Origin of the sequence: Streptomyces sp. 2323.1 (assembly GCF_900221035.1) — a bacterium.
Classification (GTDB): domain Bacteria; phylum Actinomycetota; class Actinomycetes; order Streptomycetales; family Streptomycetaceae; genus Streptomyces; species Streptomyces sioyaensis.
Window position 1 is genome coordinate 1,678,202 of the sequence record NZ_LT907981.1, and the last position, 25,066, is coordinate 1,703,267.

The following is a 25,066-nucleotide window of genomic DNA, read 5'->3' on the forward strand; positions in this document are numbered from 1 at the left end:
TGCGGCGACGCACGCGACGGGGCGGGGTGGGGCCGGCACCGGCGCCGGCCCCGCGGTCGGGGAGTCACCCCTTGACCGCCCCCGAGGTCATGCCCGAGACGATCGAGCGGCGGAAGATCAGGACGAGGACGCCGATGGGCAGGGTGGCGGCCACCGCGCCCGCGAAGAGCGTCCCGTAGGGGACCGTGTACTGGCTGGTGAACAGGGCGATGCCGACCGGGACGGTGCGGTGGCCGTCCTCGCTGTTGAAGGTCAGCGCCAGCAGGAACTCCGCCCAGGTCGCGGTGAAGGTGAAGATGCCCGCGGTGAACAGGCCCGGCCGGGCGAGGGGGGCGATGACGGTCAGGACGATCCGTAGCGGCCCCGCCCCGTCGACGGTGGCCGCCTCCTCCAGTTCATGGGGGATACCGACCAGATAGTTGCGCATGATCCAGATGGCGAACGGCAGATTGAGCGCGACGTACGGCACGATCAGGCCGGCGTAGCTGTTGAGCAGCCCCACCTGCCGCTCCAGCAGGAACAGCGGGACGACCAGCGCGATCGGCGGGAAGACGGACAGCATCAGCAGTGCGGTCATCAGCGGGCCGCGGCCCCGCAGCGGGGTACGGGCCAGGGCGTACCCGGCGAAGAACGACAGGCCCAGCACGACGGCCGTCGACACCGAGGCCACCAGCACGCTGTTGAGCAGATAGCGGCCGATGCCGTTGCGGACGAAGGCCTCCGCGTAGTTGCCGAGCGTCGGCGACTTGGGTACCAGGGTCGGCGGGGCGGCACTGATCTCCCCCGGGCCCTTGAAGGACGACGCGAGCATCCAGTACAGCGGCAGCGTCGACAGCACGACGATCGCCAGACCGCCGAGGTTGACCACGTTGAGGTACCGGCGGATACCGGACGCCGGTGCGCGGCGGCTCATCCCCGCCCCCCTTCGTCGGCCTGCGCCTTGAAGAGCCGCAGGAAGAGCAGACAGCAGCCGGTCACGATCACGGCGGAGGTGGTCGCCACCGCCGCGCCCCGGCCGATTTCGAGGTTCTGGAAGAGCGTTTTGTAGCCCAGGATCGCCAGGGACTGGGTGGCGGTGCCGGGACCGCCCTGGGTCAGCACGAAGGGGAGGTCGAAGACGCCGAAGGCCTGCAGGATCCGGAAGAGCACGGCGATGGCCATGATCGGGCGCAGCTGCGGCAGGGTGACCTTCCAGAACGTGGTCCAGGCGCCTGCCCCGTCGATCTCTGCCGCCTCGTAGACGTCGTCGGGAATCAGCATCAGCCCGGCGAGGACGACAATGGCGACAAAGGGCGTGGTTTTCCATACGTCGACCACCACCATGGCGCCCATGGCGGAGGCGGGCTGCCCGAGAATGTCCGGCTGGTGACCGAGTATCTGCTCGAAGAACCAGGTCAGCCCGCCGTAGGTGCCGTTGAAGAGATAGCCCCACAACTGGGCGGCGACCACATTGATCAGCGCCCAGGGCAGCAGCAGCACGGCAAGCACCCCGCCGCGGGCGGCGCCCAGCCGGTCCAGTACGAGCGCGGCCGCGGTGCCCAGCACCAGCTCCAGCACGACGGTGACGACGGTGAAGCCGATGGTGAAGGCGAGCGCCTGCCGCCATTCCGGGCTGCTCAGCACGGCGGCGTAATGGTCGCCCGTCAGCGAGAGGAAGCTGAACCCGCCGTATTCCAGGCGGACATCGGCGAAGCTCAGCAGGACCGAGAAGAGCACCGGGAAGACCGTCACCGCACCGATGGTGAGCAGCGCCGGCGAGGCGAAGAGCCAGCCGGTACGCGCCCGTCGGCGCCGGCTCGCACGGGCCGGACCACCGCTCTCCGGGGCCGGGATGTTCCGCGGGCCTGCCTGCTCGGCGGCAGGCTCCCGCGACACGGTCGCGGAGGAGGTCACGGCATTCACAGCGCCCTGCCTTCCAGCGCGGTGCGGATGTCGGCGCGGGCCGCGCGCACGGCCTGGGCCGGCGAGGTCCGGCCGCCGGTCACCGCGTTGGCCTGGGTGTAGAGCGCCTTGCTGACCTGGGAGTAGTACGGGGTCTGCACCGGCCGGGCGACCAGGTGCAGTTCGTGCGTCATGGTGAGCGTGGGGTCGCCGACCTTGCGGGCCTCGGGTCTGGTCAGTACCTCTTGCAGCGCCGGAATCACCCCGGCGTTCTTCAGCAGGATCATCTGTGCCTCCTCGCCGGCGCAGAAGCGGGCGAAGGCGACCGCGGCTCCGAGGTTGTGGGAGTTGGGATTGACGAAGTTGCTCCAGCCGCCGGCACAGCTCACCCCGGGCGGGCCGCCGCCGGCGAAGCCGGGCCGGGGTGCGACGCCGACCCGGCCGGCGATCTTGGAGACCGAGCGGTCGGCCGAATTGCCCCAGGCGTAGGACCAGTTGCGCAGAAAGACGCCGCGGCCGCCGGTGAAGGCGTCCTGCGAGTCCGCCTCGACGTAGGTGGTGACCGTCGAGGGGGTGACTCCGGTCTCGGTGAACTCCCGCATCAGCGCAAAGGCCCGCTCCGCGCCCGGCCCGTTCAGCGCCACACCGCCCGAGTGATCCAGTACGGGGGCGTCGGCGTCGGCCAGGAATTCGGTGACGTTGCAGGTCAGCGACTCCGAGACGTTCCCCTGCCAGAGGAAGCCGTAGGCGGCGTCACCGGACCGCTGGATTGTGCGGGAGGTGCGCAGCAGCTCCTCCCAGGTGCGGGGCACCGGCAGTCCGTGCTTGGCCAGCAGGTCCTTGCGGTAGAAGAGGAAGGCGCTGTCGGTGAAGAAGGGCAGCGCATAGACGGCGCCGCGGTATTCGCTGACCCGGCGCAGCGCCGGCGGATACCCCTCCCAGAAGTCCTTGGGCAGCAGCTTCTGCAACGGCAGGGCAAGGGAGTTGGCGCCGAACTGGGCCGGCCAGATGGTGTCGCCGAGGTAGACGTCGGGGGTGGGTGAGGCGCCCGCGAGCTGGGTGGTGACCGCGGCCCGATTGCCGTCGGTCGTACTCAGGGCGTTCGACTTTCGGACGCGGATATTCGGATGTCGGCGCTGGAACGCGCGAATGATCAGGTCGGCCACCACGGGACCGCCCCGGGAGGGGATTTCGGACACCCACCAGGTGAGCGTGGCCGGGGTACGCGGGACGTGGGCAGCCTGGGTCAACAGGGTGTCCAAGGACTTGCCCGCGCAACCGCTGGTGAGCCCGGCTCCGACGGCGAGACCGCCCGCGAGCAGGGTTCTGCGGCTCAAGGCCATGAGTGCTCCTCACGTCTTGGCTGTCACCGATGACAGCGCTTGCAGGCTAGAAGTGGCCTTGTCGTCAGGTCAACGGGTCGTGAACAGCAGATTTCGTGAGGGAACCAATTGGCAACGCTGTCATCGTCATTTTGTGCTAGCGTCCCGGCATGTCCTCAGCTCGGAGCGAGGCCACGATGGCCGACGTGGCCCATCGGGCGGGGGTCTCGGTGTCCACGGTGTCGCGCACGCTGCGCGGCCTGTCCACCGTCTCGGACCCGACCCGCGCCCGCGTCGAAGCGGCAGCCCGCGAGCTCTCGTTCGCGATCACCCGCAGCGCCTCCAGTCTCGTCACCGGCCGCACCGGCCGGGTCGCCGTCCTCATGCCCAACCTGGCTTCGTGGTTTTTGAGTTCGGCGCTGTCCGGGATGGCACCCGCGCTGCGCGAGGCGGGCCTGGACCTGCTGGTGTACAGCGTGACCGATGTGCACGAACGGGCCGATTTCTTCGACCGGCTGCCCGCCCGCCGGAACGCCGACGCGCTCCTCGTGGTGAGCTTCGCGCTCACCCCCGCCGAACGCGCCCGGCTGGATGATCTGGGGATGCCCCTGATCTTCGTCAGCCAGCACGCGCCGGGGCGCCCCAGTGTCTATGTGGACGACGAGGACGCCGCCCTGCGCGGCACCCGGCATCTGATAAACCTCGGCCACCGGCGGATCGCCTTTCTGCAGACGTTCGACGAGACCGGCTTCGCCTGGAGCAGCAAGAACCGGCTCGCCGGCCATCTGCGCGCCCTCGCCGACGCCGGACTGGAGCACGACCCCTCGCTGGTGATGAGCGTGCCCGGCTGGAAGGGCAGCGGAATGGCCACGGCCGTGGGACGGCTGATGAGCCTCCAGGACCCGCCGACCGCACTGTTCGCCGAGACCGACGACCTGGCGTTCCGGCTGCTGGCGGCCCTGCGCGCGGCCAACGTCTCGGTACCGGGGCAGGTTTCGGTCATGGGCTTCGACGACCACGTCATGGCGGGCGTGCTGGGCCTGACGACGCTGGCCCAGCCCGCCGTGGAACTCGGCCGCACCGCCGTACGCCTCACCCGGTCGGTGATCGACAACTCCGACGGCGCCCATGAGCGCCATATCGTGCTGCCGACCGAACTCGTCCCCCGCGGCAGCACGGGACCGCCGCCGGCGGCGGGGCGTTAGACGCCGTTTCTCATGGCCCCGAACTCCTGGCCCAGACACCAGCCGCAAGGTCACCGGTGGCCTTGAGAGCTTCGTTTACGGCTGGTGACACGGTTCCTACCGCCCTGCTGACTGCGCGGCTTCCGCGGCCCGTCGCCGAGAGACGAGCTCCGGGCCCGCCCGGAGACCGTGGCCCGCTCAGAAGTCGTAGCAGACGTAGGCGCCCTCGGGCCCGCGGGCGATCCGGTCCGAGCCCCAACAGTGGAGCATCGGCCCCACGCGGTACAGGGCGGCGCCGCCGGCCAGGAGGACAAGGACGGCGAGCACGGCGGTCACGATCCGCATGGCCGTCATCCGCCGTACGAGCCACCAGGCCCCGGCGACCGCAAGCGCCCCCAGCCCCAGCATGACGGCCGCTACCGGGGCGGTGTTGTGCTGGATCCCCGGAAAGCGCTCCGGGCGCGTGGCCTGTTGGACGGCGGCGAAGGCGAAGAAGAACATCAGCAGCCCCAGCAGCAACAGTCCGACGGAACCGACCCCGCGGCCGACGGCCCCGCCCCGGCTCCGTGGGCCTCCGGGCGCCTCGGCGGCGTCCGCGCGCACGAGCCGCCGGTCGAGGACCGCCCGCAGCCGGTCCACTCCCTCCGGGTCCGCCACGGCCCGCTTGGGCAGGACGACGAAGCCGACGGCGGACTTGTCGGCGCTGAGAAGCACGAACAGCTCCGGCGTCTCGGCATAGCGCGAGTAGAGGTGCCAGTCGACGCTGGCCGAACTGTGCGCGGTGGTGAGCCGGAGCCCGGTGTCGTCGACCGTCCCGCGGATGTCCCCCTGCCGTTCGGCGAGCCGGTGGAGGTGGCGCGCCTGCAACCACGGCACCGCAGTCATGAAGGCGGCGAAGACCACCACCCCCGCGTACAGCGGCCACGGTGTGTCCCGGTGGCCGGAGCCGGCCGCCGACAGCAGGGCGCCGACGGTCGTGACCACCACCGTCCAGACCAGCGCCCGACGCTGAAAGCGTCCCGCGCCGGTGCTCCTCGCGCGGGCCCTCAGCGCGGACGCCAATTCGCCGACGGTCGGCCGGTAGGCCAGCTCCACCGGTCTCTCGGCGACTGCATCCGTTTCCCGGCCCTCGGCCATGGCCCCTCCCCGGTTTGGTGATCAACCGGATCGTAGAGGCTTTCTCGGCCGCTCCGGCGACCTGGGGTGGTCGGCGTCCTACGTCATCGAGGCCACGCAAGGCTCGGAGTGCCGCGGTCGCTCCGGCCAACCTGCACGACAGCCTCGGCCTGAAGCCCCTGGTGCGTGGGATCCCGCCCATCCGCTCCCGGCGGGCCCGAGACGGTCAACTCTTCCGCCCCCGCAGTAATTTGGCGTAGCGCGGACGCGCCGGCCGGGGCCGGCACCGCCCCACGGTCCGCGGCCGCACAGCCCGGACGCCCCGCCCCCGCAGCCGCATCCGGGCCGGAGTTCACTGTTCTCGGTTCAGCTGACCACCCGGCCGGAAACGTCGACCTGGCCGAGAACCACGCGCACCGGCGACGGGCCGGCGCTCTCGGGCACGAAGCCGAGGAGTCACAGGGGCGTGCGTCAGCCCCTCCCGCACCCTCTCCTGCCTCAACCCGCCCCGTACTCCCCCGCCTTCCGGTGCGACCGGCGCCGACCAGCCCCGAAAGCACAGCGCACGGCCCGCCGGCAAGAGTGCCCGCCGCGACACGGGCGCCGGATCGGTGCGGCGGGACCGCGACTCCAGCGGAATCCGAGCGGCCCTCAAGGGGGGCATGTGACGATGGAAGTTTCCGCCGAGATAAACCGGAAAACAATTCCCCCGCACTTCTCCGAAGAATTCGCACGTCAGGGCACCCGGCGACATAATTCCTTTTTCCCACGGTGCAAATGACCGGCAATCGTGTATTCTGCGTTCGCCATCCGGAAAGGCGGTAACCAGCCGTTCTTTCCAGCACTTTTCGGGCAGTGTCTTCTCCGGTACGGGACACGGCGCCCCACGTCGGTGGCCACCGCCACGGCGGGTCGGCCCGGCACCGGAACGACACATCGAACGAAGACGCGCCCGGAACCTCGGAAACACGACATGGGGGAGCGAAGAGTTCCGTGTTAAATGCGCGAAAGACCGCGACTGCCTTGATCTCAGCCCTCATACTCGCCTGCTCGGCCGGCACCGCAACCGGGGCCGCACCGACCGATGCCACCGCGCCCGAGCAGAAGGCGGGCGGGACCACCTACTACGTCGACTGTTCCTCCGGGAACGACGCCAAGAAAGGCACCTCGGTCGGCACCGCCTGGCGCACGCTGCAGAAGGTGAACAGCGTCGTCTTCCACCCCGGGGACAGCATCCTGTTCCGCAAGGGCTCCACCTGTCAGGGGGAGTTGGTCCCCCAGGGGTCGGGCTCCGACAAGAAGCCGATCTCGGTCGGGTCCTACGGATCCGGCGACCGGCCGAAGCTGGTGGCCTCCGACGCCCGCGCCGCCGTCTACCTGCACAACGTCGAGGGCTGGGAGATCCGCGGCCTCGACATCTCCGACCCGGGCGGCAATGTCACCGACCCCCGTACCGGGATCTACGTCGAGCTGACGGACTTCGGCGTCGGTTCGCACTACGTCTTCGACGACAACTACGTGCACGACGTGGCCGGTTGCGACTGCACCAACCCGGGGCAGCCGGGCGGCGGGATCGTCTTCAACGCGACCGGTTCCGCGAAGGTCACCTCCTTCTCCGGCATCACCGTCACCGACAACACCCTGCGCGACGTGAGCGGCATCGGGATCGGGACGTCGTCGCTCTGGGCGCGCCGGGATCTCTATCCGAGCGGGCCGGGGAGCGCCTACGGCCCCGACACCGGCATCGTGGTGGAGCGGAATCACCTCAGCCGGCTCGGCGGTGACGGTATCAACATCACCAACGGCCAGCACGCGATGATCCAGCACAACACCGTCGAGGGGTTCGGCCTGAAGGCGACCACCGACCACGCGGGCATCTGGGCGTGGAACTCCGACTACACGACGATGCAGTACAACACCATCGGCGGCGGGGACGCAGGGAAGTTCGGGGCGTTCGCCTTCGACGTCGACGGTGCGGACGTCGGCGACCTGTACCAGTACAACGTCAGCCATGACAACAGCGGGTTGATGCTGATCTGCTCGGTCGAGGGGCTGCCGTCGGACAAGCCCACGATCCGCTACAACATCAGCCAGAACGACCGCGACGTGTCCGGTGGCGTGATCATCCTGGCCTGCACCAAGCAGACGAACATCTCGATCTACGGCAACACCGTCTACGCCCCCACGGCCGACACGATGTGGTGGAACATCAGCCCGGACACCCCGCTGGTCGCGAACAACATCTTCGTCGGCAAGCCCGGGGGCTCCGCGTTCAAGGACACCACCAGCACCTTCACCGGGAATCTCTACCAGAACATCTCGTCGGTCCCCGCCGATGCGCAGCGGGTGCTGGGTGACCCGAAGTTGGTCAACCCCGGGTCCGCGACGTCCATCGACGACGCCGCCGGGTACGAGCTGAAGAAGTCCTCGCCGGCGCTGGGCAGCGGCGTACGCCTGCCCCAGGACGCGGCGCGCGACTTCTTCGGCAACCGCGTCCCCGCCGCGCACCCGAACATGGGGGCGTACCAGGGGCCCGGGGTGTAACCGGGGCGGACCGTACTCAGTACGGCACAGGGGCGCCGTCCCCATGAGCGGGACGGCACCCGGAGTCCTTCATGTGTGGCCGGTGGGCATGCCCACCGGCCACACGCGTGTGTGCATCGTGCGGCCCCGCCCGGCTCCGGACGGCGGAGGTTGAATTAGTCGCTCCCTGACTAGTAACCTGGATACTATGACGTACAGGCGCTCAACGTTGGCTCTGGCGGTGCTGTCCCTGCTGGCCGAGGTGGACCACCAGCAGCAGCCCGGCATGCACCCCTACAAGATGCAGCGGTTGATGAAGGACCGCGGCAAGGGCGAAGTGGTCAACGTGGGTCAGCGGGCCAGCCTCTACCGCACCATCGACCGCCTGCACCGCAAGGCCCTGATCGAGATACGGGAGAGCAGCCGCGAGCACAACCGCCCCGAGCGGACGCTCTACGCGCTCACCGACGAGGGCCGTGCCGTGTGGCGCGACTGGATGCTCGACGCGCTGGCGGCTCCGACCCGCGAATACCCCGAGTTCCTGGCCGCCATGGCGTTCGTCCCCCTGCTGGAACCCGGCGAGGTGGCCGAACAACTGGAGAAGCGGCAGGCGAACCTCGCCACCGAACTGGCCCGGCTCGACACGCAGATCGCGGCGTCGGGCGAATGGGGCCGGCTGTTCACCCTGGAGATGGAGTGCATGCGGGCCACGACCGCCGCGGAGCTGGACTGGGTGGAATCGGTCATCGCAGATCTGCGCTCCGGGCGCATCACCTGGACCAAGGAGTGGCTCGCCGCGATGGCGGCCGCCCACGACCGCCAGGGCACCCCCGCCCGCTAGGACGTTCATGCCCTGGGCGGGGTCCCGACCACGGCGCCGACGCGCCTTCACCATGACGAAATGGGAGACCTCAATGCCCGGTTTACCTTTGCATGTCATCATCATCGGCGCCGGCACGGGCGGGCTCTGCCTCGCGCAGGGCCTCAAGCGGGCGGGCGTCAGCGTCGCGGTGTACGAGCGCGACCGCACCCGCCGCGACGGTCTGCAGGGCTACCGGGTCGGCATCGACGCCGACGGCAAGCGGGCGCTGCGGGCCAACCTGTCACCGGAGCTGTACGACACCTTCCTCACCACCTGCGCCCGGCGTCCCGTCTACGGCAACCAGATGACGCATGAGAAGAAGTTCCTCTTCTCTGCCGGACCCGAGGTGCTGAAGGCGGAGGACCAGCCGTCGGAGGACGACGCCGACGAGTCGGTGAGCCGCATGACACTGCGTCAGGTGCTGCTGACGGGGGTGGAGGACGTCGTCCACTTCGACAAGCGTTTCACCCACTACGAGCAGCACGACGACGGACGGGTCACCGCGTTCTTCGCGGACGGCGAGTCGGCGACCGGCGATCTCCTCGTGGGCGCCGAGGGGGCCAACTCCGCCGTCCGCCAGCAGTATCTGCCGCACGCCAAGCTGGTCGACACCGGGCTGATCGGTATCACCGGCAAGACGCCGCTCACCGACGAGACCCGGAAGCTGCTGCCCAAGGAGGTGATGGAGGGCGTCACCATGGTGCACGGTCCCAAGGGGTTCATGTGCATCCTGCATGTGATGCGCTTCAAGTGGGACGAGGAGGGCAAGCCGAAGCAGGGCATCGGCAGCACCGACGCGGAGGCGCTGCGCGCCTGGCCCGGGATGCTCTACGACAACAGCCGTGACTACATCATGTGGGGCTTCGCCGCGTCGGAGAAGTGGCTGCCGAAGGACGTCACGCAGATGCGCGGCGCCCGGATCCAGCAGCTGGTGAAGGAGAAGACCGCGTCGTGGCACCCGGACTTCCGGCGGATCTTCTCGCTCGGGGACCCGGACAGCAGCTTCCCGCTGGTGATCCGGACGTCCGAACCGATCGACCCGTGGAAGCCCAGCACCGTCACGCTGATCGGTGACGCCATCCACACCATGACGCCGGGCCGCGGGGTGGGCGCCAACACCGCGCTGCGCGACGCCCGGTTGCTCACCCGCAAGCTGGTCGCCGCGAGCGGCGGAGAGCTGTCGCTCCTCGATGCGGTGGGCCAGTACGAGAGCACCATGACGTCGTACGCCTGGGACGCCGTCATCAAGTCCCGTGCCCAGATGGACGGTCACTCCGTCATGCACAAGGGTGATCTGATCGGCAACCTGGCCCGCACGGGCATGCGGACCGCGATGCGCACGATGAACCATCTGCCGCCGATGAAGCGGAAGATCGTGCTCGCGGAGAGCTCGTTTCGCGGTGCCGGCCGGGAGGACGAGGACTGACCCACCGGCCCGCCCCGGGGCGCGTCGTCCGGAACACGCGGGCCCGCCGCGTGTTCCGGACGGGTCACCCGGCCCGCGGGTCGCCGGGCTCCGGCTCCTCCTCCGGCGGCGGCGGCGGGAGCAGCGGCACCCCCACGAGCCATGCGGTGGAGTGCCCCAGGGCGACCAGCATGTTCAGCACGGCGCGTGCCACGTCGCGCCACGGCGGGACGGCCGCCCCAGGACGTCCGCAGCGGTCAGTAGGCCGCGGTGACATGGAAGATCTCGAACGGGCGGCCTCCGTCGTGGTCCCGGAACGGGCGCAGCGGCGAGGTGCTGTCGCGGTGCGCGGCGCCGGCCTCCCAGGCACGGAAGGCGGCCACGTCACGCCACCGGCTGACGACCACGAAGACGCCGTCGTCGCCCAGTCCGCGCCACAGCTCGTTGCCGAGCATGCCCACCACACCGGCCATTTCCTTGCTGACCTGGTGGTAGGCGCTCTCGATCGCCTCGGGGTCCTCGGCGACGTGCCGGACGGTCACCCGGACCTCGTCGCTCATTCGACGGCCTCCCAGTCGCGGTGCGTGGCCGGCGCGTCCGGGTCCGCCGTGAGGTGGGCGACGACCGTCATCGTGGTCATCGAGCCATCGCTGCGGTAGGGGTGCAGGTGGCGGCGGTGGTCGAGGTGGCGGCGGCTGGTCTCGAACTCCCGGAAGCGGGGCTCGTCCACCCAGTCGCTGACGATGTAGTAGACGCCTTCCTCGTCGAGGCTGCGGGAGAGCCACTGCCCCAGGTTGGCGGGGTGGGAGGTGACCGACGTACCGACGTCCCGCCAGACCTTCTCGAAGTCCTGCTCCATGCCCGGCTTGATCTGCATGCGCAGCATCACCCGGAACGGCTGCGTCACCTCGCCCATCAGGAGATCCCTCCGTCGACGGCGAGGGTGGCGCCGGTGACGTAGCTGGAGAGGTCGCTGGCCAGCCAGAGCACCGCCCCGGCGATCTCGTCGGGGGTACCGAGCCGGCCGAGCGCCGTCTTGGCGCCGTAGCGGGCCCGCATCGCCTCGGCCTGCTCCGGGCTCATCGCGTCCAGCGCCTCGGTCGCGATGACGCCGGCGGCGAGCACGTTGAAGCGCAGGCCGCGGGGGCCGAACTCCTTGGCCAGCGAACGGGTCAGGCCGCGCAGCGCCGCCTTGGTGGCGGTGTAGTGCGCGCGCAGCGGGATGCCGACCTCGGAGGACTTGGAGCCGAGGCTGATGACCGAGGCGCGTTCGCCGAGTATCGGCAGGGCGTGCTGGATGACCAGGTGGGCGGCGGTGAGGTTGGTGTCCATGATCCGCTGCCACTCGGCGAGCGTCAGGTCGCCGTAGGGGACGTGGCTGATGGCTCCGGCGTTGTTGACGACGACGTCGAGGGTGCCGAACCGGTCGGCGCACTCCCGGAGCAGGCCGGCGATCTGGCCGGGGTCGGTGAGGTCGGCGCGGAGCACATGGTGGTTGCCGCCGGTCTCCTTCAACTCGCTCTCCAGGGAGGCGACGGCGTCGCCCTCCTGGCGGTGGCAGGTGACGACGTCCGCGCCCGCCCGGGCCAGGGCCAGCACCACGGCGCGTCCGATGCCCCGGGTTCCGCCGGTGACCAGGGCCTTCTTACCTTCGAGGTGGAGTTGCACAGCAGCCTTCCCTTCGTGAGATGAGGTGGGAGACGGCGCGCCCGCTCACAGCAGCAGGCCGCATCCCAGGCAGTTGGCGAGCAGCGCGGCGACGGCGAGGACGCAGCGGCCGCGGTTCCACACCCCCCAGTGCGGGCGGGGGTCCCGGTCGGCGAAGTCCGGCGGCAGCGCCTCCGGGTCGAGCGACCGGATCCACCGGTTGACCGGCACGTTCCTGGTGACCGAGATGACCACGGCCGCCAGCACCAACGGCACGCTCCCGCCGAACGCCCAGCGGGCCGCGGTCTGCGGTACCCAGGCGGCGAGGAGGACGTCGCCGAGCACGGTGCCGAAGAAGCACACGGGCATGAACGGGTCGTAGCGGGTGGCGAAGAAGGCGTGGGCGTGAACGTAGCGCTGCGGCGGCAGCGAGGCCAGCAGGGGCCAGCCGCCGAGCTGGGTGCCCACCAGGACCCCCGCCGCCAGGCCGTTGGCGAGCAGGACGAGGGGCACGACGAGGGCCGTCACCTCAGTGGGGAGCAGCGGTGCGCCGGGCGGCCGTCTCGATCTGCTCCTTGATGCGCCGCATCTGGGTACCGGTGTTGGTGTCCAGCCGGGCGGTCATGGCGGCGTCGTCCATCGGCAGACCGGGCTTGAGCTCGAAGTCCTGGACCCAGCGCATGTGCACGCCGTCGTGTTCCTGGAGGAACTCCCAGTAGATCCACATGTACTTGAAGTTCCCGGTCTCCACGCGGCGGGAGTGCACCACATGGGCGTCCGGGTCGCTGATCCGCTCGGAGACCCAGCTCCATGTCGTGCCGTTCGCGTCGGGGTGCAACGACAGCCGGAACCGGACGCGGTTGCCCTCCCGCTCCAGCACGGTGGCCTCCGCGTACTCGCTGAACAGCGTGGTCCACGAGGGGACGTCGTTGGTCATCTGCCACACCAGGGGCATGGGTGCGTCGATCACGATGGTGTTGTCGACGTGTCCGGACATGCTCAACTCCCCGCTTCGGTCAGTGCCTGGTTGACACAGGCCACGAAGGCGCCCGGGCTCGGCGCCTCCAGGGCCAGTTCGTCGGCGATGGGGACGCCCACCGCGCGCTGTACCTGGCTCGCCAGTTCCAGTACGGCGAGCGAGTCGTAGCCCAGGTCGGAGAACGTGACGTCGGCGATGTCCCCCGACAGGTCCACCGACTCGTCCACCCCCACGCTCTCCCGCATCACCACGCGCAGCTCGTCCAGCGTGTAGCCGCTCATGCCGTCTCCTCTCCTTCGTCGTTCCCGCCGGCCCCGGTCCGGCGCAGGACCATGGCCGAGGTGAAGCCGCCGTACCCGCGGGCGAGGACGACGGCCACCCGCAGTCGCCGGTAGCGCGGGGCCCCGGTGACCAGGTCGATGTCGTAGCCGGGCGCCGGGCGGGTGGTGCCCGCCGTGTGCGGGATGACGCCGTCGCGCAGCGCGAGCAGCGCGGTGGCCACGTCGAGTGCCGCGCCGCCGCCGTAGAGCCGTCCGGTGAGGGCCTTGGGCACCGTCACCGGCACCGCGCGCGGCCCGAAGACGGCGCCGATCGCCCGGGCTTCGGTGCGGTCGCGTTCCGGCACCCCGCTGCCGTCCGCGAAGACGACGTCGACCTCGCCGGGAGCGGTCCCGGCGTCGTCCAGGGCGCGTTCCAGCGTGCGTCGCAGGACCGGGGGGCGGGGCGAGCCCGGGGGCGGGTCGAAGCCGGCGGCGTAGCCGGCGATGACGCCGTACCCGGCGCCGGCCGGGAGGGACGAGGCGTCCTGGGCGACCAGGATCGCCCCGCCCTCGCCCGGTACGGCTCCGCTCGCGTCCTGGTCGAAGGGGAGGTAGGCGCGGGCCGCGTCCTCCACCGTGGACAGGTGGCCGCCGGAGAGCTGGGCGGTCAGGCCGTAGGGGCACAGCGAGGCGTCCGTGCCGCCGGTGACGACCAGTTGGACGTCGTCCCGCAGCAGGCGCCGGGCCTGGCCGATCGCGTCGAGCCCGCCCGCCTGCTCGCAGGCGAGCACGCCGCAGGGTCCCCGCATCCCGTGCCGGATGGAGATCTGGCCGGTGGTGGCGGCGTAGAACCAGGCGATCGACTGGTACGCGCCGACCCACGAGGGGCCGTTGCGGTAGAGGCGTTCCATCTCGTGCTGACCGAACTCGGTCCCGCCCGAGGAACTGGCCGTGACCACCGCCATGGCGTACTCGGGGAGCGCGGCCGGGTCGATGCCGGCGTCCGCCAGCGCGGCCTGCGCGGCCCACAGCGCCAGGTGGGTCCAGCGGTCGGTCTGCGGGACGAGCCGGCGCGGCAGCGTCTCCAGGGCGTCGAAGCCGGGTACTTCGCCGGCCAGCCGGACCGGGTAGGGCGAGGGGTCGAATCGGCTGAGGGCACCGATGCCCGTCTTCCCCGCCAGCACGGCCTGCCAGTGCGCGTCCGTTCCAAGGCCGGTGGGCGCGATCACGCCGATGCCGGTGACGACGGCTGCGCGGGGGGTGGTCACGGCCGCCCCCTTCCGGCGTGCCCCGTGCGCGGGCGGGCCAGCACGGTCGCGCTCTGGAACCCGCCGAACCCGCTGCCGACGCTCAGGATGGTGTGCATGCGGTGCTCCCGTGCCGTCAGGGGCACGTAGTCGAGGTCGCACTCGGCGTCCCGGGTATGCAGGTTGGCGGTGGGCGGGACCACCTGCTCGCGCAGGGCGAGGGCGCACGCGGCGACCTCCAGGGACCCGATGGCGCCGAGCGAGTGCCCGATCATGGACTTGATGGAGCTGACCGGTACCTCGTAGGCGCGCTCGCCCAGGCTGCGTTTGAAGGCGGCCGTCTCGTGCCGGTCGTTCTGCCGGGTGCCGGAGCCGTGGGCGTTGATGTGGTCGACATCGGACGGCGCGAGGTGGGCCCGCCGCAGCGCGGTGGTGATCGCCTCGGCCATTTCGCGGCCGTCGGGGCGGAGTCCGGTCATGTGGTGGGCGTTGCTGCGGCTGGCGAAGCCGGCGATCTCGGCGTAGACCCGCGCGCCACGGGCCCGCGCCGCGCCGGCCCGTTCCAGGACCAGGACCGCCGCGCCCTCGCCGAGGACGAAGCCGTCGCGGTCGGCGTCGAACGGGCGGGAGGCGTGCGCGGGGTCGTCGTTGTTGGGCGAGGTGGCCCGGATGGCGTCGAAGCAGGCCGAGGTGATGGGCGAGAGCGGCGCGTCGGTCGCCCCGGCGAGGACGACGTCGGCGGAACCCTCCTCGATGAGCTGGGCGCCGTGCCCGACCGCGTCCAGGCCCGAGGTACAGCCGGTGGAGACCAGCGCCACCGGCCCCTCCGCCGCCACCTCCCGGGCCACCTCCACGGCCAGCGAGCTGGGCACCATGTAGCCGTAGAGGTGCGGCACGCCGTAGGTGTGGTCCACCAGCCAGTTCCGCCCGTCGTCGGACAGGACCTGGTACTCGCGCTCCAGGCTGGTGGTGCACCCCACGGCGCTGCCCAGGGAGACCGCCACCCGCCCGGGGTCGGCCGCCGGCATGTGCAGCCCGCTGTCCGCCAGGGCCTCGCGCACGCTGACGACGGCGAATTGCGCCGCCCGGTCCATCCGCCGGACCTCCTGGTGCGTCAGCCCGCACGCGCCCGGGTCGAAGTCGACCTCGGCGGCGATGCGGGAGCGGAACGCGGCCGGGTCGAAGCTGGTGATGCGCCGGGTGGCGGTGCGGCCGGCGGCCAGCAGCTCCCAGAACGCCTCCCGCCCGACGGCGCCCGGTGCCACCACCCCGATCCCGGTGATGACCGCCTTCTCAGCGCTCACCGGTCCGCCCGGACGTCGGGATGGGGCTCGGCGGCGGCGACGACGGGCTCGGTGTCGACGTGGCCGAGCTCGGGGCGCGGCGCCAGCGGCGAGAGGTGGAAGACGCCCGTGGCGGGCTCGTCCCCGACGTTCACCAGCCGGTGGCGCACCCCGATCGGCACGAACAGCGAGTCCCCGGCGGCGAGCGCGACCGGCTCGCCGTCCATCGTCATCTCCAGCGCACCGCGCACCACATGGAGGAACTCCTCGGAGTACGGGTGGTAGTGCTCGGTGACGACCTCACCCGGGGCGAGGTGCAGCACGCCGCCGAAGCCGGATGTGCAGCCGACGGTCCGGGGGCTGAGCGTCACCCGCAGCTCACCGCCCCGGCGGCGGTTGGCGGCGACGTCGGCGGCGTTCAGTTTGCGGGGCAGCTCCGCGGTCACCGGATCCTCCCCTGCTCCGCCGTCCAGACGTAGAACGGGAACGCCATGGCGTCCTTGGGTTCCTTCCAGCCGGGGTCGTACGGCGAGACGAGTGCGGAGAGCCGGGTGTTGATGTCGGAGTAGAGCGGGTGGCTGCGCGCCCGGTAGAGGTTCGGGCCGATGTCCTCGTCCGCCTCGACGAGGTGGAAGTACAGGTCGTGGAAGGTGAACAGGGTCCTGCGGGACACGCCCACCATGTGCGGTAGTTCGGTCGCGTCCGACGCGCCGAAGACGTCCGCGATGCGCGCGGGGTCGTCGGTCTTCAGCCTGGCGACGATCAGCGTGCGGTGCACAGCGCCCTCCTCAGGGGTGCGTGGGCTCTTCGACCGACCGTCGCAGAGCGGTCTGGAAGCCGGCTGGAGCTGACATCAAGCGGGTGTGGAGCCGGTGTCCGGTGGGGTGGATGCGCTACCAGCCGACGGTCCGTCCGCGGCGGAACAGCACCCCGGTGGGGCCGTCGTCGGGCAGCCCGAGGGCGGCCACGACGTCGTCGGCGGCGTCCTGCACGGTGCCTTGGGCGTCCGGGATCATCCGGGTCCGGGTGCGCCCGGGGTTGACCGCGTTGACGAGCACACCGGTGCCGCGCGTGTGGGCGGCCAGCAGTGTGGTGAGCCCGTTGACCGCGGTCTTCGACAGGGAGTAGCCGGGGGCGCCGGTGAACAGCCCGTGGGTGAACGTGCCCGTGCCGCTGGAGAGGAGGACCACCCGGCCCCAGCCGGCGCGGACCATCTCGGGCACGAAGGTCTGGCAGACCCGCCAGGCGCCCAGGACGTTGACGTCGAGGGTGGCGCGGACCAGGTCGACCGGGACCGTCAGCGGGTCGTACCCGGCATCCAGCAGCACGCCGGCGTTGCTGACCAGCGCGTCGACCGGGCCGGCCGCGGCGCGGGCGGCCGCCACGCTCTCGGGCAGGGTCACATCGAGGGCCACTCCCACGGCGTGTGGCCCGGTTCCGGCGGCCGCGGCCCGTGCCGCGTCCCGGTCCCGGGCGGCGAGCACGACGCGCCAGCCGGCGCGGTACAGCGCCTGGGCGGTGGCCAGTCCGATGCCGCGGTTGGCCCCGGTGACCAGGGCGGTGCGGGGGGTCGTCACCGGTCTCCCCTCTGTGCGGACGGGTGGGTGTGCGGACGAGTGGGGTGTGCGGGCGGATCAGGGGCCCACGATCCCCGCGCGGGCTCGACGCCCGGTGAGGCGGCGCCGACCTCGGTGCCCAGCGGTCTTCGAGCCCGCCACGAGCAGCGCCCCACACGATGGCCGCAACCGCGGCGGGAAGGGACGCACCGAGATGCGCTTGCTGTTCACCACCTGGGCCTGGCCGTCGCACCTGTACGCACTCGTGACACAGGCATGGGCCTGCCGCGCCGCCGGACACGAGGTGCTCGTGGCCAGCCAGCCCGCGCTGGCCGCGGAGATCGGCCGGTGCGGGCTGCCGGCGGCCGTGGTCGGCCACGATGTCGACGCGGTGGCCATGGTGCGCCGTTATGTGATCGGCGCACCGCGGCCCGGTGCCGGCGGGGGCGGCGGCCCACGGGCGGCGGAGATGTTCCTCGCGCACGCCGAGTCCATGACCGACGGGCTGGTCGCGCTGGCGGCCGGCTTCCGCCCGGATGTCGTGGTCTACGAACCCACCGCGCTGGCCGGCCCGTTGGCGGCCGCCGTGCAGGGGGTACCGGCCGTGCGGCATCTGTACGGGACGGATCTGCTGGCCCGGGCGGCGACCGTGCTGCCCGGGCTGCTGGCGCCGCTGGCCGAGCGGTACGGGCTGGACGCCGTCGACCCATTCGGCGCGCTGACCGTCGATCCCACTCCCCCGTCGCTGCGGCCGGCCGCCGCGCCGCCGGCCGTCCCGGTGCGGTACGTGCCGTTCAACGGGGGCGGCCGGCCGGTCACGCTGCCGAAGACGGCCGGGCCGCGGGTGTGTGTGACGTGGGGGCACACGATGGCGAAGCTGTCGGCCCGGCGGTTCCTGCTCCCGGAGGTGGTGCGGGCGCTGCACCCGCTGGGCGTGGAGCTGGTGGCGGCCGTCTCGGCAGCCCAGGCGCCGCTGCTCGGCCGGCTGCCCGAGGGCGTGCGGGTGGTGGTGGACGCGCCCCTGCACGGCCTGCTGGACGCGTGTGACCTGGTGGTCGCGCACGGCGGCGCCGGCACCGTCCTCACCGCGCTCCATCACGGTGTCCCGCTGCTGCTCGTACCGCAGTTGCCGGACCACGCGGGGCACGCGGGGGCGGTCGCGGGCGTCGGTGCCGGGCGGCTGCTGCCGGCGGCGGACGCGACGCCGGAGCGGCTGCGGGAGGAGTGCCGGCGGCTGCTGGCGGACGGCGCCGTGCGCGCGTGCGCCCGGCGGCTTCAGGAGGAGATGCGTCGCCAGCCTCCGCCGTCCGCACGCGTCGGCGACCTGGTGTCCGCGGCCCGTCGGCCGGCGTGAGCGGCCTTGTGACGAGTGACGAGGGGACGACATGTGCGGAGTGGCCGGGTGGATCGACTTCGAGCGGGACCTGACCGAGCACGGCAGCACGGTCCGCACGATGGTGGCCGCAATGGCCAACCGCGGGCCGGACGCCGAGGCGGTGTGGGCCGACCGGCGGGTCGCGCTCGGCTTCCGGCGGCTGGCCGTCATCGACCCGCCGGGCGGCTGGCAGCCGATGACCGCGGAGCGGGACGGCACGGTGCGGGCGGTCCTCGCCTACAACGGCGAGATCTACAACTTCCGTGCATTGCGCGGCCAGTTGGCGGCCCGCGGCCACACCTTCCGTACGTCGAGCGACACCGAGGTGGTGCTGGCCGCCTACCTGGAATGGGGGGAGCACTGCGTCGACCGCTTCGACGGGATGTTCGCCTTCGCGGTGTGGGACACCGGGCGGCAGGAACTGCTGCTGGCCCGCGACCGGCTCGGGGTCAAGCCGCTGTACTACGCGCCGACCCGTCACGGCCTGCTGTTCGGCTCGGAGGTCAAGGCCCTGCTCGCGCACCCGCTGGTCGACTCGGCGGTGGACAGCGAGGGGCTGGCGGAGCTGCTGTCGTACATCGCCACGCCCGGGCACGCCATCTACTCCGGCATCCGGCAGGTGCCGGCCGGGCACGTGCTGACCGTCCGGGACGGCGGGTTCCGCGAGCGCGCCTACTGGTCACTCCCGGGACGCGCGCACACCGACGACTGGCCGACGACGGTGGACACCGTGCGGGGGCTGCTGACCGACTCGGTGGCGTCCCATCTGGTGGCCGACGTCCCCCTGTGCACCCTGCTCTCCGGCGGACTGGACTCCAGCGCGATCGTCGCGCTGGCGGCGCGGCACGGGCAGCGCCCGCGGACCTTCGCGGTGGACTTCGAGGGGCACGCGGAGCGCTTCCGCCAGGACTTCTGGCACCACAGCCCGGACGCCCCGCACGCCGCGGAGGTCGCCGCCTTCGTCGGGACCGACCACGAGCCGGTCGTCCTGCGCACCGAGGACCTGGCCGATCCGGTGGTGGGGCACGCCGCGATGACGGCGCAGGACCTGCCCCGGCCCACCCCGGACATGGACCGTTCGCTGTACCTGCTGCTGCGGGCCGTCCGGCAGCACTCGACGGTGGCGCTGATGGGCGAGGTCGCCGACGAACTCTTCGGCGGGTACCGGTCGTTCAGCGACGAGAACCTGGTCGACAGCGGCAACTTCCCCTGGGTCACGATGGGTTTCGGGGTCGCGCCGCACGGCATGAGCACCGGGCTGCTGGACCGCTCCCTCCTGGAGAAGGTCGATGTGCCCGGCTACTCCGCGGACCGCTACGCCGAGGCGGTGCGCGAGGTTCCCGAGGTGCCGGGCGAGGACGCCCGGGAGGCGCTGCTGCGCCGCGTCGGCTACCTCCACATGACGCGGTGGCTGCCGTTGCTGCTGACCCGCAACGACCACTTGAGCATGTCGGTCGGGCTGGAGGTGCGGGTGCCCTACTGCGACCACCGGCTCGTCGAGTACGCCTTCAACATCCCCTGGCGGCTGAAGCGGTACGGCGGCGAGGAGAAGAGCCCGCTGCGCGCGGCGCTGGCCGGGCTGCTGCCGGAGCGGGTGCTGCGCCGCCCCAAGAGCCCGTTCCCGATCACCCAGGACCCGGGCTACGGCCAGGTGCTGCGCGACCGGCTCGCGGAGCTGGTCGCCGATCCGCACTCCCCGGTACGCCCGCTGCTCGACGTGCCGGCCGCCCGACGGCTGCTGGCCGAGGGCCGGCCGGTGCGCACCACCGGCTGGGGGGAGCGCCGCGACGTGGAGATGGTGCTCCAACTCGACTCCTGGCTACGGCACTACCACGTCCGGCTGGCGCTGTGACCCCTACCCGAGAGGAAGCTCCCATGCTGCGAGACCGGCTGATCGCGAGGGCCGATCCGGTGCTGCGCGAGGTGCTCGACCATCCGTTCTGGGCCGGGCTGCGGTCCGGCTCGCTCCCCGGTGCGGCGCTGACGCACTTCGTCGAGCAGGACACCGGGCACCTGCTGCCCGCGTACGGGCGGGCGCTGGCCCGGTGTGCCGCGACCGCGGCCGACGACGCGCACGCGGTGTTCTTCGCCCGGGCCGCGGTCGGCACGCTGGAGGCCCGGGACCGGCTGCGGGAGGCCTTCACCAAGCTCGCCCCCGACCTCGGCCTGCGCGCGCCGGCCGCCGACGCGCCGGCGGACCCGCTCGCCCGCGCCCACTGCTCCTTCTTCCAGGCCGCGGCGACCACCTCACCGGCCGCCGCCATCGGCGCGCTGCTGCCCATGGCGTGGTTCAACCACCAGGTCTCCACCGACCTGGCGCGACGCTGCGCACCCGGATCGCGCTATGCGCCGTGGATCGCGCTGTATCAACCGGCGGAGGGCTACGGGCGCGTCGTCGAGCGCTATCTGAGCGTCGCCGAGGAGATCGCGCAACAGGGCTCGGAGCGCGACCGCGCCCAACTCACCGACTTCTTCTCGCTGAGCGTCCGCTACGAGTGGACGTTCGCCGAGAGCGCCTGGGCGCGTCCCGACTGGCCCGTCCGGCCCTGACCCCGCTCCCACCATGAGAGGCAAGGACGTCGATGTCTTCCCCTTCCCCCGTCCGTTACCCGTTCCCCTGGTCCCCGCCGATGGAGATACCCGAGGCGCTGCGCGGTCTGCGCAGCCGGTCGGCGGTCGAGGTGACGCTGCCCAGCGGTGACCGCGCGCTGATGGTGACCCGGTACACCGACGTGCGCTCCCTCTTCGCCGACCACCGGCTGAGCCGCAACATCTCCCGCAAGCAGCGCCCGGACGTCGCGCGGATCTCGGCCGACAACGAGCTGTTCGCCGACCCGAAGATCAACCCGGACCCGCCGGACCACATCCGGGTGCGCGGTCTGGTCACCCGGGCCTTCACGGCGCGCCGGGTCGAGGCGCTGCGGCCGGTGGCACAGGCCGTGTGCGACGAGCTCATCGACGCGATGGCCGCCGGGCCCCGTCCACTCGACCTCAACGAGGCGTTCGCCTTCCCGCTGCCGATCCGGGTGATCTGCCGGCTGCTCGGCGTACCGCTGGCGGACATGGACCGGTTCCGGTACCTCGTCGACGGCTTCCTGTCCGTCAGCAAGCTGCCCGTCGAGGAGATGCAGCAGTGCCGGGACGGGCTGTGGCGCTACCTGGGCGAGCTGATCGACAGCAAGCGCACGACCCCCGGCGACGACCTGGTCAGCGGGTTGATCAAGGCCCGCGACGAGGACAACAACCGGCTCTCCGAGCACGAGTTGCAGTTCTGGACCCAGGGCCTGTTGATCGCCGGGTACGTCACCACCGCCAGCCAGATCGGCGCGAGCGCGGCGGTACTGCTGCACCACCGGGACCTGGTCAAGGAGATCCAGGCGGACTGGTCGCTGGTGCCGGGCGCGGTCGAGGAACTGCTGCGGACCCAGATCATGGGCTCCTCGATCGGCACCCTGCGGTACGCCGTGGAGGACATCCCGCTGTCGGACGGTTCCGTGATCGCGAAGGGCACCAGCGTCCTGCTGTCCGAGGAGTCGGCCAACATGGACGAGGAGGTGTTCCCCGAACCCTTCAAGATCGACATCCGCCGTACGGACAACCACCACATGACCTTCGGTGCCGGCCTCCACTACTGCGCCGGGGCGGCACTGGCCCGTATGGAACTCCAGGTCGCCACCCGCTCACTGCTCGAACGGCTGCCGGACCTGCGGCTCGCGGTCACCGGCGACCAACTCCCCCGCGGCCTGGGCGGATTCACCGAGGGCTTCACCGAGATCCCCGTCACCTGGTAGGAGGAACCGTGCGCGTCACCGCCAACCGAGACACCTGCACCGTCAGCAGTCTGTGTGTCTACCGGGCTCCGGACGTGTTCGACCAGGACGACGAGGGCCATGTCCTCGTCCTGGACCCGGAGCCGCCGGAAAGCTCCCGGGCGGCCGTACGCGATGCCGCCCGCAGCTGCCCCACCCGCTCGATCCACCTCGACGAGGAGGCGTAGGGGTGCCGTTCGCCGCGCTGACCTACGACATCCGGCCCGGGTGCGAGGACGAAGTGGCCGAGGTCTTCTCGGGTTTCCGCCGGGTCGGTTCACCGTCGGTGCCCGGGCCCTCCGGGGGCACACCGGCCGCCCGCCTCCTGGCCACCGCGGTCTTCGTCCGCGACGCGACGCTGGTGCGGGTCATCGAGTACGAGGGCGACCTCGACGCCGTCGCCCGCCACATGGCCGGCCAGCCCGGCGTCCAGGAGGTGGAACGCCGCCTGAAGCCGTACCTGAACACGCCGCGCGACACCGACACCGTCGAGGGGTTCGTCCGCACCTTCCGGCAGAGCTTGCTGCGGTGTGTGACGCAGATGGGGGTGCCGCGCGGCTGAGGCGGGGGCCGTTTGCTCCGCTCCGGCCGTCTTTGACTGCCGGAGCGGAGTGGGGGGTGCTGGCGGGGCGGGAACCGGTGGCGGCCGGCACCGACGCCGCTCCCTTCACCGACTGTGCGTCGATGATCCCGGCAGATTGCGCACCGCATCGACCATCTGCCGCTGGCAGTAGCCCTCCGGCTGCGGCCGCACAGATTGCTGGCGAACCGTCGGATCAGGCGGTGGCGAGGAAGTCGATGGCGCGTTCGTCCAGTTCGGCCGCGCAGCGTACGCCGCGGGCGCGGAAGCGGGCGAGGTCGCCGCGCATGCGGGTGACGGCCTTGCGGGTGCGCACGGACCGCACGCCGTCCATGTGGTCCAGGGCCTGGTTCCAGGTGGTGCATGCTTGCTCGATCTGGCCGCGCTTGAGCTGCATTTCGGCGCCGGCGACCAGGTCCAGGGCGACGATGCGGGCGTAGGTGCCCGCGGGGCGGGCGCCGGCGGCGCGGCCATAGTGCTCGGCGGCGGACCGGTGGTCGCCGAGCGTCTCGTAGACCTTGGCGTTGCGCGAGTACACCGACGCTGCCGGGGGTCCCCAGGCCAGGGCCCAGAACGGCACTTCGTCACCGGGGTCGGCAGTCAGCAGGGCGCTCGCCCGCTCGGCTTCGGCGAGGGCGGCCGTGCGCTGTCCGGCTTTGGCCAGGGTGTGGGCGTGGACGACGCGGAAGAGGGATTCGGTCTGGGCGTCCACCTTGCCTTTGGCGCGGTTCAGTCCCGTCTCTGCCAGGCCTAGGCAGTGTTCGGGACGGTGCAACTTGAGCCCTTGCATGGCCATCGTGCGCATCACGAATCCGTCGTGCCCGGTGACGCCGGATTCGACGGCGAGCGCGTAGGACTGAAGGTAATAGCGCTGCGCGAGGCCCTGTTGGCCTGCGTCGTAGGACTTCCAGCCCAGCAGATGCACACCACGGGAGGCGGCGGAGAGCATCTGCTGACGCATTTCCTCGGTGCGGAAGCGTCCCCGGCACAGGGGGGCGACGTCGTCGCGCAGGTACTGCACGAGCGCGCTGCGGCCGTGTTGTCCGCCGTGGCGTTCGTCCATCTCGGAGAAGACGCGCACCATGTCGCGCACGGCGGCGACTTCGGCCATGCCAACGGTGTGGCTGCCACGGACCGCGGCGGTGCGGTCGGCGATCTCCTGTACGTAGGTCAGGGGCAGGGCGGCGGCGGCCACCGAGTAGGCGGAGGTGGTGAGGAAGCGGCGGCGGTCCAACTCGAACCTCCACATCGGCAGTAGGGCGTCGATCGGGTCGTCCGCAAGGGCCAGCCCGATGCTGTCATCCTCCTCCGGCGGGGCAAGCCCGAGGTCGGCAGGGGTGAGCAGGCGGCCGAGCCGCCTGGACAGCGCGACGGCGAGGTAGCGGCCGGCGTCGCCTTGGGGTGTGACGCCGGCGATCCAGTGCTCGACGGTGGACTTGTTGGTGCGTAAAACCGTGCCGCACTCGGCGGCCACCGCGCGCACGGCCTTGGCTACGGCCGCATAGGTCAGGCCGGACTGAGCGACGAGCTCTTTGAGCTGCTGGTTTGGCGTGCGCGTGACCATGGGAGCACCTGCCCGTATACCCGATATACCCCTTGCCCTGCCCGCCACCGTACCGCCGCACCCCGGCCGTGGGTTGACTGTTCAGCAGGCCGAGCGGCGGGGACCAAGCGGTTCCCCCGTCCCTGCCGTTCGGCCCGGCACGGCCGTCTGCCTCGCGCCCACTGGAGGGTGCAGGGGACGCAAGAACCTGGAGGTTTCGATCATGGAGCAGACCACCAAGCCCGTCTACAGCGCGCCGGTCGTCCTGGACGCCGGGGACGTCGCCGAGGTGACGCTGGGCACGAACAACTTCGACACCGCCGACGACACCCAGTACAAGAACGCCTGACCCGCGTTCTGCCCGGAGCCGGTGGGGCCACCCGCCCCGGCCGGCACCGGGTGTGAGGGCGCCGGGCCGCGAGGGTCGTGCTGGGGCGCGGACTTGAGCGGCCCGGCGTCCGCTTTTCACCACGGATGCGATGGACACCCACGGA

28 protein-coding genes are annotated in these 25,066 nt (G+C 71.6%); 11 read left to right on the forward strand and 17 right to left on the reverse strand.

Annotated features, from left to right (window positions below; translation table 11 throughout):
* Window positions 1-64: 64 nt before the first annotated feature.
* Genes CPH93_RS06620 through CPH93_RS06630 form a run of 3 tightly spaced genes read right to left on the reverse strand, consistent with a single transcriptional unit; the run spans window position 65 to window position 3,224 of the window.
* A complete protein-coding gene (locus CPH93_RS06620; RefSeq protein ID WP_093486127.1) occupies window positions 65-913 on the reverse strand; it encodes a carbohydrate ABC transporter permease in 849 nt (282 codons plus the stop codon).
* Window positions 910-1,902, reverse strand: coding sequence for a carbohydrate ABC transporter permease (locus CPH93_RS06625; protein ID WP_173909734.1), 993 nt, complete (start codon window positions 1,900-1,902; stop codon window positions 910-912). The genes CPH93_RS06620 and CPH93_RS06625 overlap by 4 nt, the downstream gene beginning before the upstream one ends.
* Window positions 1,899-3,224 (reverse strand): extracellular solute-binding protein, encoded by a 1,326-nt coding sequence (locus CPH93_RS06630; RefSeq protein ID WP_096212257.1) that lies wholly within the window; start codon window positions 3,222-3,224, stop codon window positions 1,899-1,901. The genes CPH93_RS06625 and CPH93_RS06630 overlap by 4 nt, the downstream gene beginning before the upstream one ends.
* Window positions 3,225-3,373: 149 nt before the next feature.
* Here CPH93_RS06630 and CPH93_RS06635 point away from each other — a divergent pair, with 149 nt between their 5' ends.
* Window positions 3,374-4,408 carry a LacI family DNA-binding transcriptional regulator gene (locus CPH93_RS06635; protein WP_231977208.1) on the forward strand — a complete coding sequence of 345 codons (1,035 nt, stop codon included), beginning with the start codon at window positions 3,374-3,376 and terminating at the stop codon, window positions 4,406-4,408.
* A 177-nt stretch (window positions 4,409-4,585) separates the two neighbouring features.
* Here the strand turns inward: CPH93_RS06635 and CPH93_RS06640 are convergent, their stop codons facing one another.
* Window positions 4,586-5,524 (reverse strand): YcxB family protein, encoded by a 939-nt coding sequence (locus tag CPH93_RS06640; RefSeq protein ID WP_096212258.1) that lies wholly within the window; start codon window positions 5,522-5,524, stop codon window positions 4,586-4,588.
* A 1,002-nt stretch (window positions 5,525-6,526) separates the two neighbouring features.
* Here CPH93_RS06640 and CPH93_RS06645 point away from each other — a divergent pair.
* The 3 genes from CPH93_RS06645 to CPH93_RS06655 all read left to right on the forward strand — a co-directional run bounded on the left by CPH93_RS06645 (window position 6,527) and on the right by CPH93_RS06655 (window position 10,314).
* Window positions 6,527-8,047: a right-handed parallel beta-helix repeat-containing protein gene (locus CPH93_RS06645; RefSeq protein WP_159394968.1), complete on the forward strand. Its 1,521-nt coding sequence runs from the start codon at window positions 6,527-6,529 to the stop codon at window positions 8,045-8,047.
* Between the two features lie 187 nt (window positions 8,048-8,234).
* Complete coding sequence (locus CPH93_RS06650) at window positions 8,235-8,867, forward strand: PadR family transcriptional regulator (RefSeq protein WP_173909735.1); 633 nt, start codon at window positions 8,235-8,237, stop codon at window positions 8,865-8,867.
* Between the two features lie 73 nt (window positions 8,868-8,940).
* Window positions 8,941-10,314, forward strand: coding sequence for an FAD-dependent oxidoreductase (locus tag CPH93_RS06655; protein ID WP_093486118.1), 1,374 nt, complete (start codon window positions 8,941-8,943; stop codon window positions 10,312-10,314).
* Between the two features lie 64 nt (window positions 10,315-10,378).
* Here the strand turns inward: CPH93_RS06655 and CPH93_RS37220 are convergent, their stop codons facing one another.
* The 12 genes from CPH93_RS37220 to CPH93_RS06710 form a co-directional block, all read right to left on the reverse strand.
* The gene (locus CPH93_RS37220) at window positions 10,379-10,507 is read right to left on the reverse strand and encodes a hypothetical protein (protein WP_269460146.1); all 129 of its coding nucleotides are present in this window, start codon (window positions 10,505-10,507) and stop codon (window positions 10,379-10,381) included.
* A 43-nt stretch (window positions 10,508-10,550) separates the two neighbouring features.
* Complete coding sequence (locus tag CPH93_RS06660) at window positions 10,551-10,853, reverse strand: antibiotic biosynthesis monooxygenase family protein (RefSeq protein ID WP_096212260.1); 303 nt, start codon at window positions 10,851-10,853, stop codon at window positions 10,551-10,553.
* The gene (locus CPH93_RS06665; RefSeq protein WP_093486114.1) at window positions 10,850-11,209 is read right to left on the reverse strand and encodes an antibiotic biosynthesis monooxygenase family protein; all 360 of its coding nucleotides are present in this window, start codon (window positions 11,207-11,209) and stop codon (window positions 10,850-10,852) included. Before CPH93_RS06665 ends, CPH93_RS06660 begins: the two co-directional genes overlap by 4 nt.
* On the reverse strand, window positions 11,209-11,961 hold the full coding sequence (locus CPH93_RS06670; RefSeq protein ID WP_006602365.1) for an SDR family NAD(P)-dependent oxidoreductase: 753 nt from the start codon (window positions 11,959-11,961) through the stop codon (window positions 11,209-11,211). Before CPH93_RS06670 ends, CPH93_RS06665 begins: the two co-directional genes overlap by 1 nt.
* A 45-nt stretch (window positions 11,962-12,006) precedes the next feature.
* Window positions 12,007-12,453: a DUF1772 domain-containing protein gene (locus CPH93_RS06675; RefSeq protein ID WP_231977209.1), complete on the reverse strand. Its 447-nt coding sequence runs from the start codon at window positions 12,451-12,453 to the stop codon at window positions 12,007-12,009.
* Between the two features lie 16 nt (window positions 12,454-12,469).
* A complete protein-coding gene (locus tag CPH93_RS06680) occupies window positions 12,470-12,937 on the reverse strand; it encodes an SRPBCC family protein (protein ID WP_096212262.1) in 468 nt (155 codons plus the stop codon).
* Window positions 12,938-12,939: 2 nt separating this feature from the next.
* A complete protein-coding gene (locus CPH93_RS06685; protein ID WP_093486106.1) occupies window positions 12,940-13,200 on the reverse strand; it encodes an acyl carrier protein in 261 nt (86 codons plus the stop codon).
* Window positions 13,197-14,447, reverse strand: a complete 1,251-nt coding sequence (locus tag CPH93_RS06690; protein WP_096212263.1) for a ketosynthase chain-length factor — start codon at window positions 14,445-14,447, stop codon at window positions 13,197-13,199. The genes CPH93_RS06685 and CPH93_RS06690 overlap by 4 nt, the downstream gene beginning before the upstream one ends.
* A complete protein-coding gene (locus tag CPH93_RS06695; protein WP_096212264.1) occupies window positions 14,444-15,730 on the reverse strand; it encodes a beta-ketoacyl-[acyl-carrier-protein] synthase family protein in 1,287 nt (428 codons plus the stop codon). Before CPH93_RS06695 ends, CPH93_RS06690 begins: the two co-directional genes overlap by 4 nt.
* A complete protein-coding gene (locus CPH93_RS06700) occupies window positions 15,727-16,155 on the reverse strand; it encodes a cupin domain-containing protein (protein WP_093486100.1) in 429 nt (142 codons plus the stop codon). Before CPH93_RS06700 ends, CPH93_RS06695 begins: the two co-directional genes overlap by 4 nt.
* Complete coding sequence (locus CPH93_RS06705) at window positions 16,152-16,487, reverse strand: TcmI family type II polyketide cyclase (RefSeq protein ID WP_096212265.1); 336 nt, start codon at window positions 16,485-16,487, stop codon at window positions 16,152-16,154. The genes CPH93_RS06700 and CPH93_RS06705 overlap by 4 nt, the downstream gene beginning before the upstream one ends.
* A 115-nt stretch (window positions 16,488-16,602) precedes the next feature.
* Window positions 16,603-17,286 carry an SDR family NAD(P)-dependent oxidoreductase gene (locus tag CPH93_RS06710; protein WP_096212266.1) on the reverse strand — a complete coding sequence of 228 codons (684 nt, stop codon included), beginning with the start codon at window positions 17,284-17,286 and terminating at the stop codon, window positions 16,603-16,605.
* A gap of 193 nt (window positions 17,287-17,479) precedes the next feature.
* Here CPH93_RS06710 and CPH93_RS37225 point away from each other — a divergent pair, with 193 nt between their 5' ends.
* Genes CPH93_RS37225 through CPH93_RS06740 form a run of 6 tightly spaced genes read left to right on the forward strand, consistent with a single transcriptional unit; the run spans window position 17,480 to window position 23,011 of the window.
* Complete coding sequence (locus tag CPH93_RS37225) at window positions 17,480-18,619, forward strand: nucleotide disphospho-sugar-binding domain-containing protein (protein ID WP_173909736.1); 1,140 nt, start codon at window positions 17,480-17,482, stop codon at window positions 18,617-18,619.
* Between the two features lie 31 nt (window positions 18,620-18,650).
* Entirely contained in the window at window positions 18,651-20,492 is a 1,842-nt protein-coding gene (asnB, locus tag CPH93_RS06720) for an asparagine synthase (glutamine-hydrolyzing) (RefSeq protein WP_173909737.1), read from the forward strand.
* 23 nt (window positions 20,493-20,515) lie between these two features.
* A complete protein-coding gene (locus tag CPH93_RS06725) occupies window positions 20,516-21,190 on the forward strand; it encodes a TenA family protein (protein ID WP_096212267.1) in 675 nt (224 codons plus the stop codon).
* Window positions 21,191-21,222: 32 nt separating this feature from the next.
* Entirely contained in the window at window positions 21,223-22,431 is a 1,209-nt protein-coding gene (locus CPH93_RS06730; RefSeq protein WP_096212268.1) for a cytochrome P450, read from the forward strand.
* A gap of 8 nt (window positions 22,432-22,439) precedes the next feature.
* A complete protein-coding gene (locus CPH93_RS06735) occupies window positions 22,440-22,637 on the forward strand; it encodes a ferredoxin (protein ID WP_093486090.1) in 198 nt (65 codons plus the stop codon).
* A gap of 2 nt (window positions 22,638-22,639) precedes the next feature.
* A complete protein-coding gene (locus tag CPH93_RS06740; protein WP_096212269.1) occupies window positions 22,640-23,011 on the forward strand; it encodes a SchA/CurD-like domain-containing protein in 372 nt (123 codons plus the stop codon).
* A gap of 214 nt (window positions 23,012-23,225) precedes the next feature.
* Here CPH93_RS06740 and CPH93_RS06745 read toward each other — a convergent pair whose 3' ends face one another.
* A complete protein-coding gene (locus CPH93_RS06745) occupies window positions 23,226-24,593 on the reverse strand; it encodes a tetratricopeptide repeat protein (protein ID WP_096212270.1) in 1,368 nt (455 codons plus the stop codon).
* A gap of 202 nt (window positions 24,594-24,795) precedes the next feature.
* Here CPH93_RS06745 and CPH93_RS35700 point away from each other — a divergent pair, with 202 nt between their 5' ends.
* Window positions 24,796-24,921: a lasso RiPP family leader peptide-containing protein gene (locus CPH93_RS35700; RefSeq protein ID WP_159394969.1), complete on the forward strand. Its 126-nt coding sequence runs from the start codon at window positions 24,796-24,798 to the stop codon at window positions 24,919-24,921.
* Window positions 24,922-25,066 lie beyond the last annotated feature (145 nt).

Coding starts and splice junctions, on each gene's coding strand:
- CPH93_RS06620 (WP_093486127.1), bottom strand. CDS start 913: ATGAGCCGCCGCGCACCGGCGTCCGGTATCCGCCGGTACCTCAACGTG.
- CPH93_RS06630 (WP_096212257.1), bottom strand. CDS start 3,224: ATGGCCTTGAGCCGCAGAACCCTGCTCGCGGGCGGTCTCGCCGTCGGA.
- CPH93_RS06635 (WP_231977208.1), top strand. CDS start 3,374: ATGTCCTCAGCTCGGAGCGAGGCCACGATGGCCGACGTGGCCCATCGG.
- CPH93_RS06640 (WP_096212258.1), bottom strand. CDS start 5,524: ATGGCCGAGGGCCGGGAAACGGATGCAGTCGCCGAGAGACCGGTGGAG.
- CPH93_RS06650 (WP_173909735.1), top strand. CDS start 8,235: ATGACGTACAGGCGCTCAACGTTGGCTCTGGCGGTGCTGTCCCTGCTG.
- CPH93_RS06655 (WP_093486118.1), top strand. CDS start 8,941: ATGCCCGGTTTACCTTTGCATGTCATCATCATCGGCGCCGGCACGGGC.
- CPH93_RS06660 (WP_096212260.1), bottom strand. CDS start 10,853: ATGAGCGACGAGGTCCGGGTGACCGTCCGGCACGTCGCCGAGGACCCC.
- CPH93_RS06665 (WP_093486114.1), bottom strand. CDS start 11,209: ATGGGCGAGGTGACGCAGCCGTTCCGGGTGATGCTGCGCATGCAGATC.
- CPH93_RS06680 (WP_096212262.1), bottom strand. CDS start 12,937: ATGTCCGGACACGTCGACAACACCATCGTGATCGACGCACCCATGCCC.
- CPH93_RS06685 (WP_093486106.1), bottom strand. CDS start 13,200: ATGAGCGGCTACACGCTGGACGAGCTGCGCGTGGTGATGCGGGAGAGC.
- CPH93_RS37225 (WP_173909736.1), top strand. CDS start 17,480: ATGCGCTTGCTGTTCACCACCTGGGCCTGGCCGTCGCACCTGTACGCA.
- asnB (WP_173909737.1), top strand. CDS start 18,651: ATGTGCGGAGTGGCCGGGTGGATCGACTTCGAGCGGGACCTGACCGAG.
- CPH93_RS06725 (WP_096212267.1), top strand. CDS start 20,516: ATGCTGCGAGACCGGCTGATCGCGAGGGCCGATCCGGTGCTGCGCGAG.
- CPH93_RS06730 (WP_096212268.1), top strand. CDS start 21,223: ATGTCTTCCCCTTCCCCCGTCCGTTACCCGTTCCCCTGGTCCCCGCCG.
- CPH93_RS06745 (WP_096212270.1), bottom strand. CDS start 24,593: ATGGTCACGCGCACGCCAAACCAGCAGCTCAAAGAGCTCGTCGCTCAG.
- CPH93_RS35700 (WP_159394969.1), top strand. CDS start 24,796: ATGGAGCAGACCACCAAGCCCGTCTACAGCGCGCCGGTCGTCCTGGAC.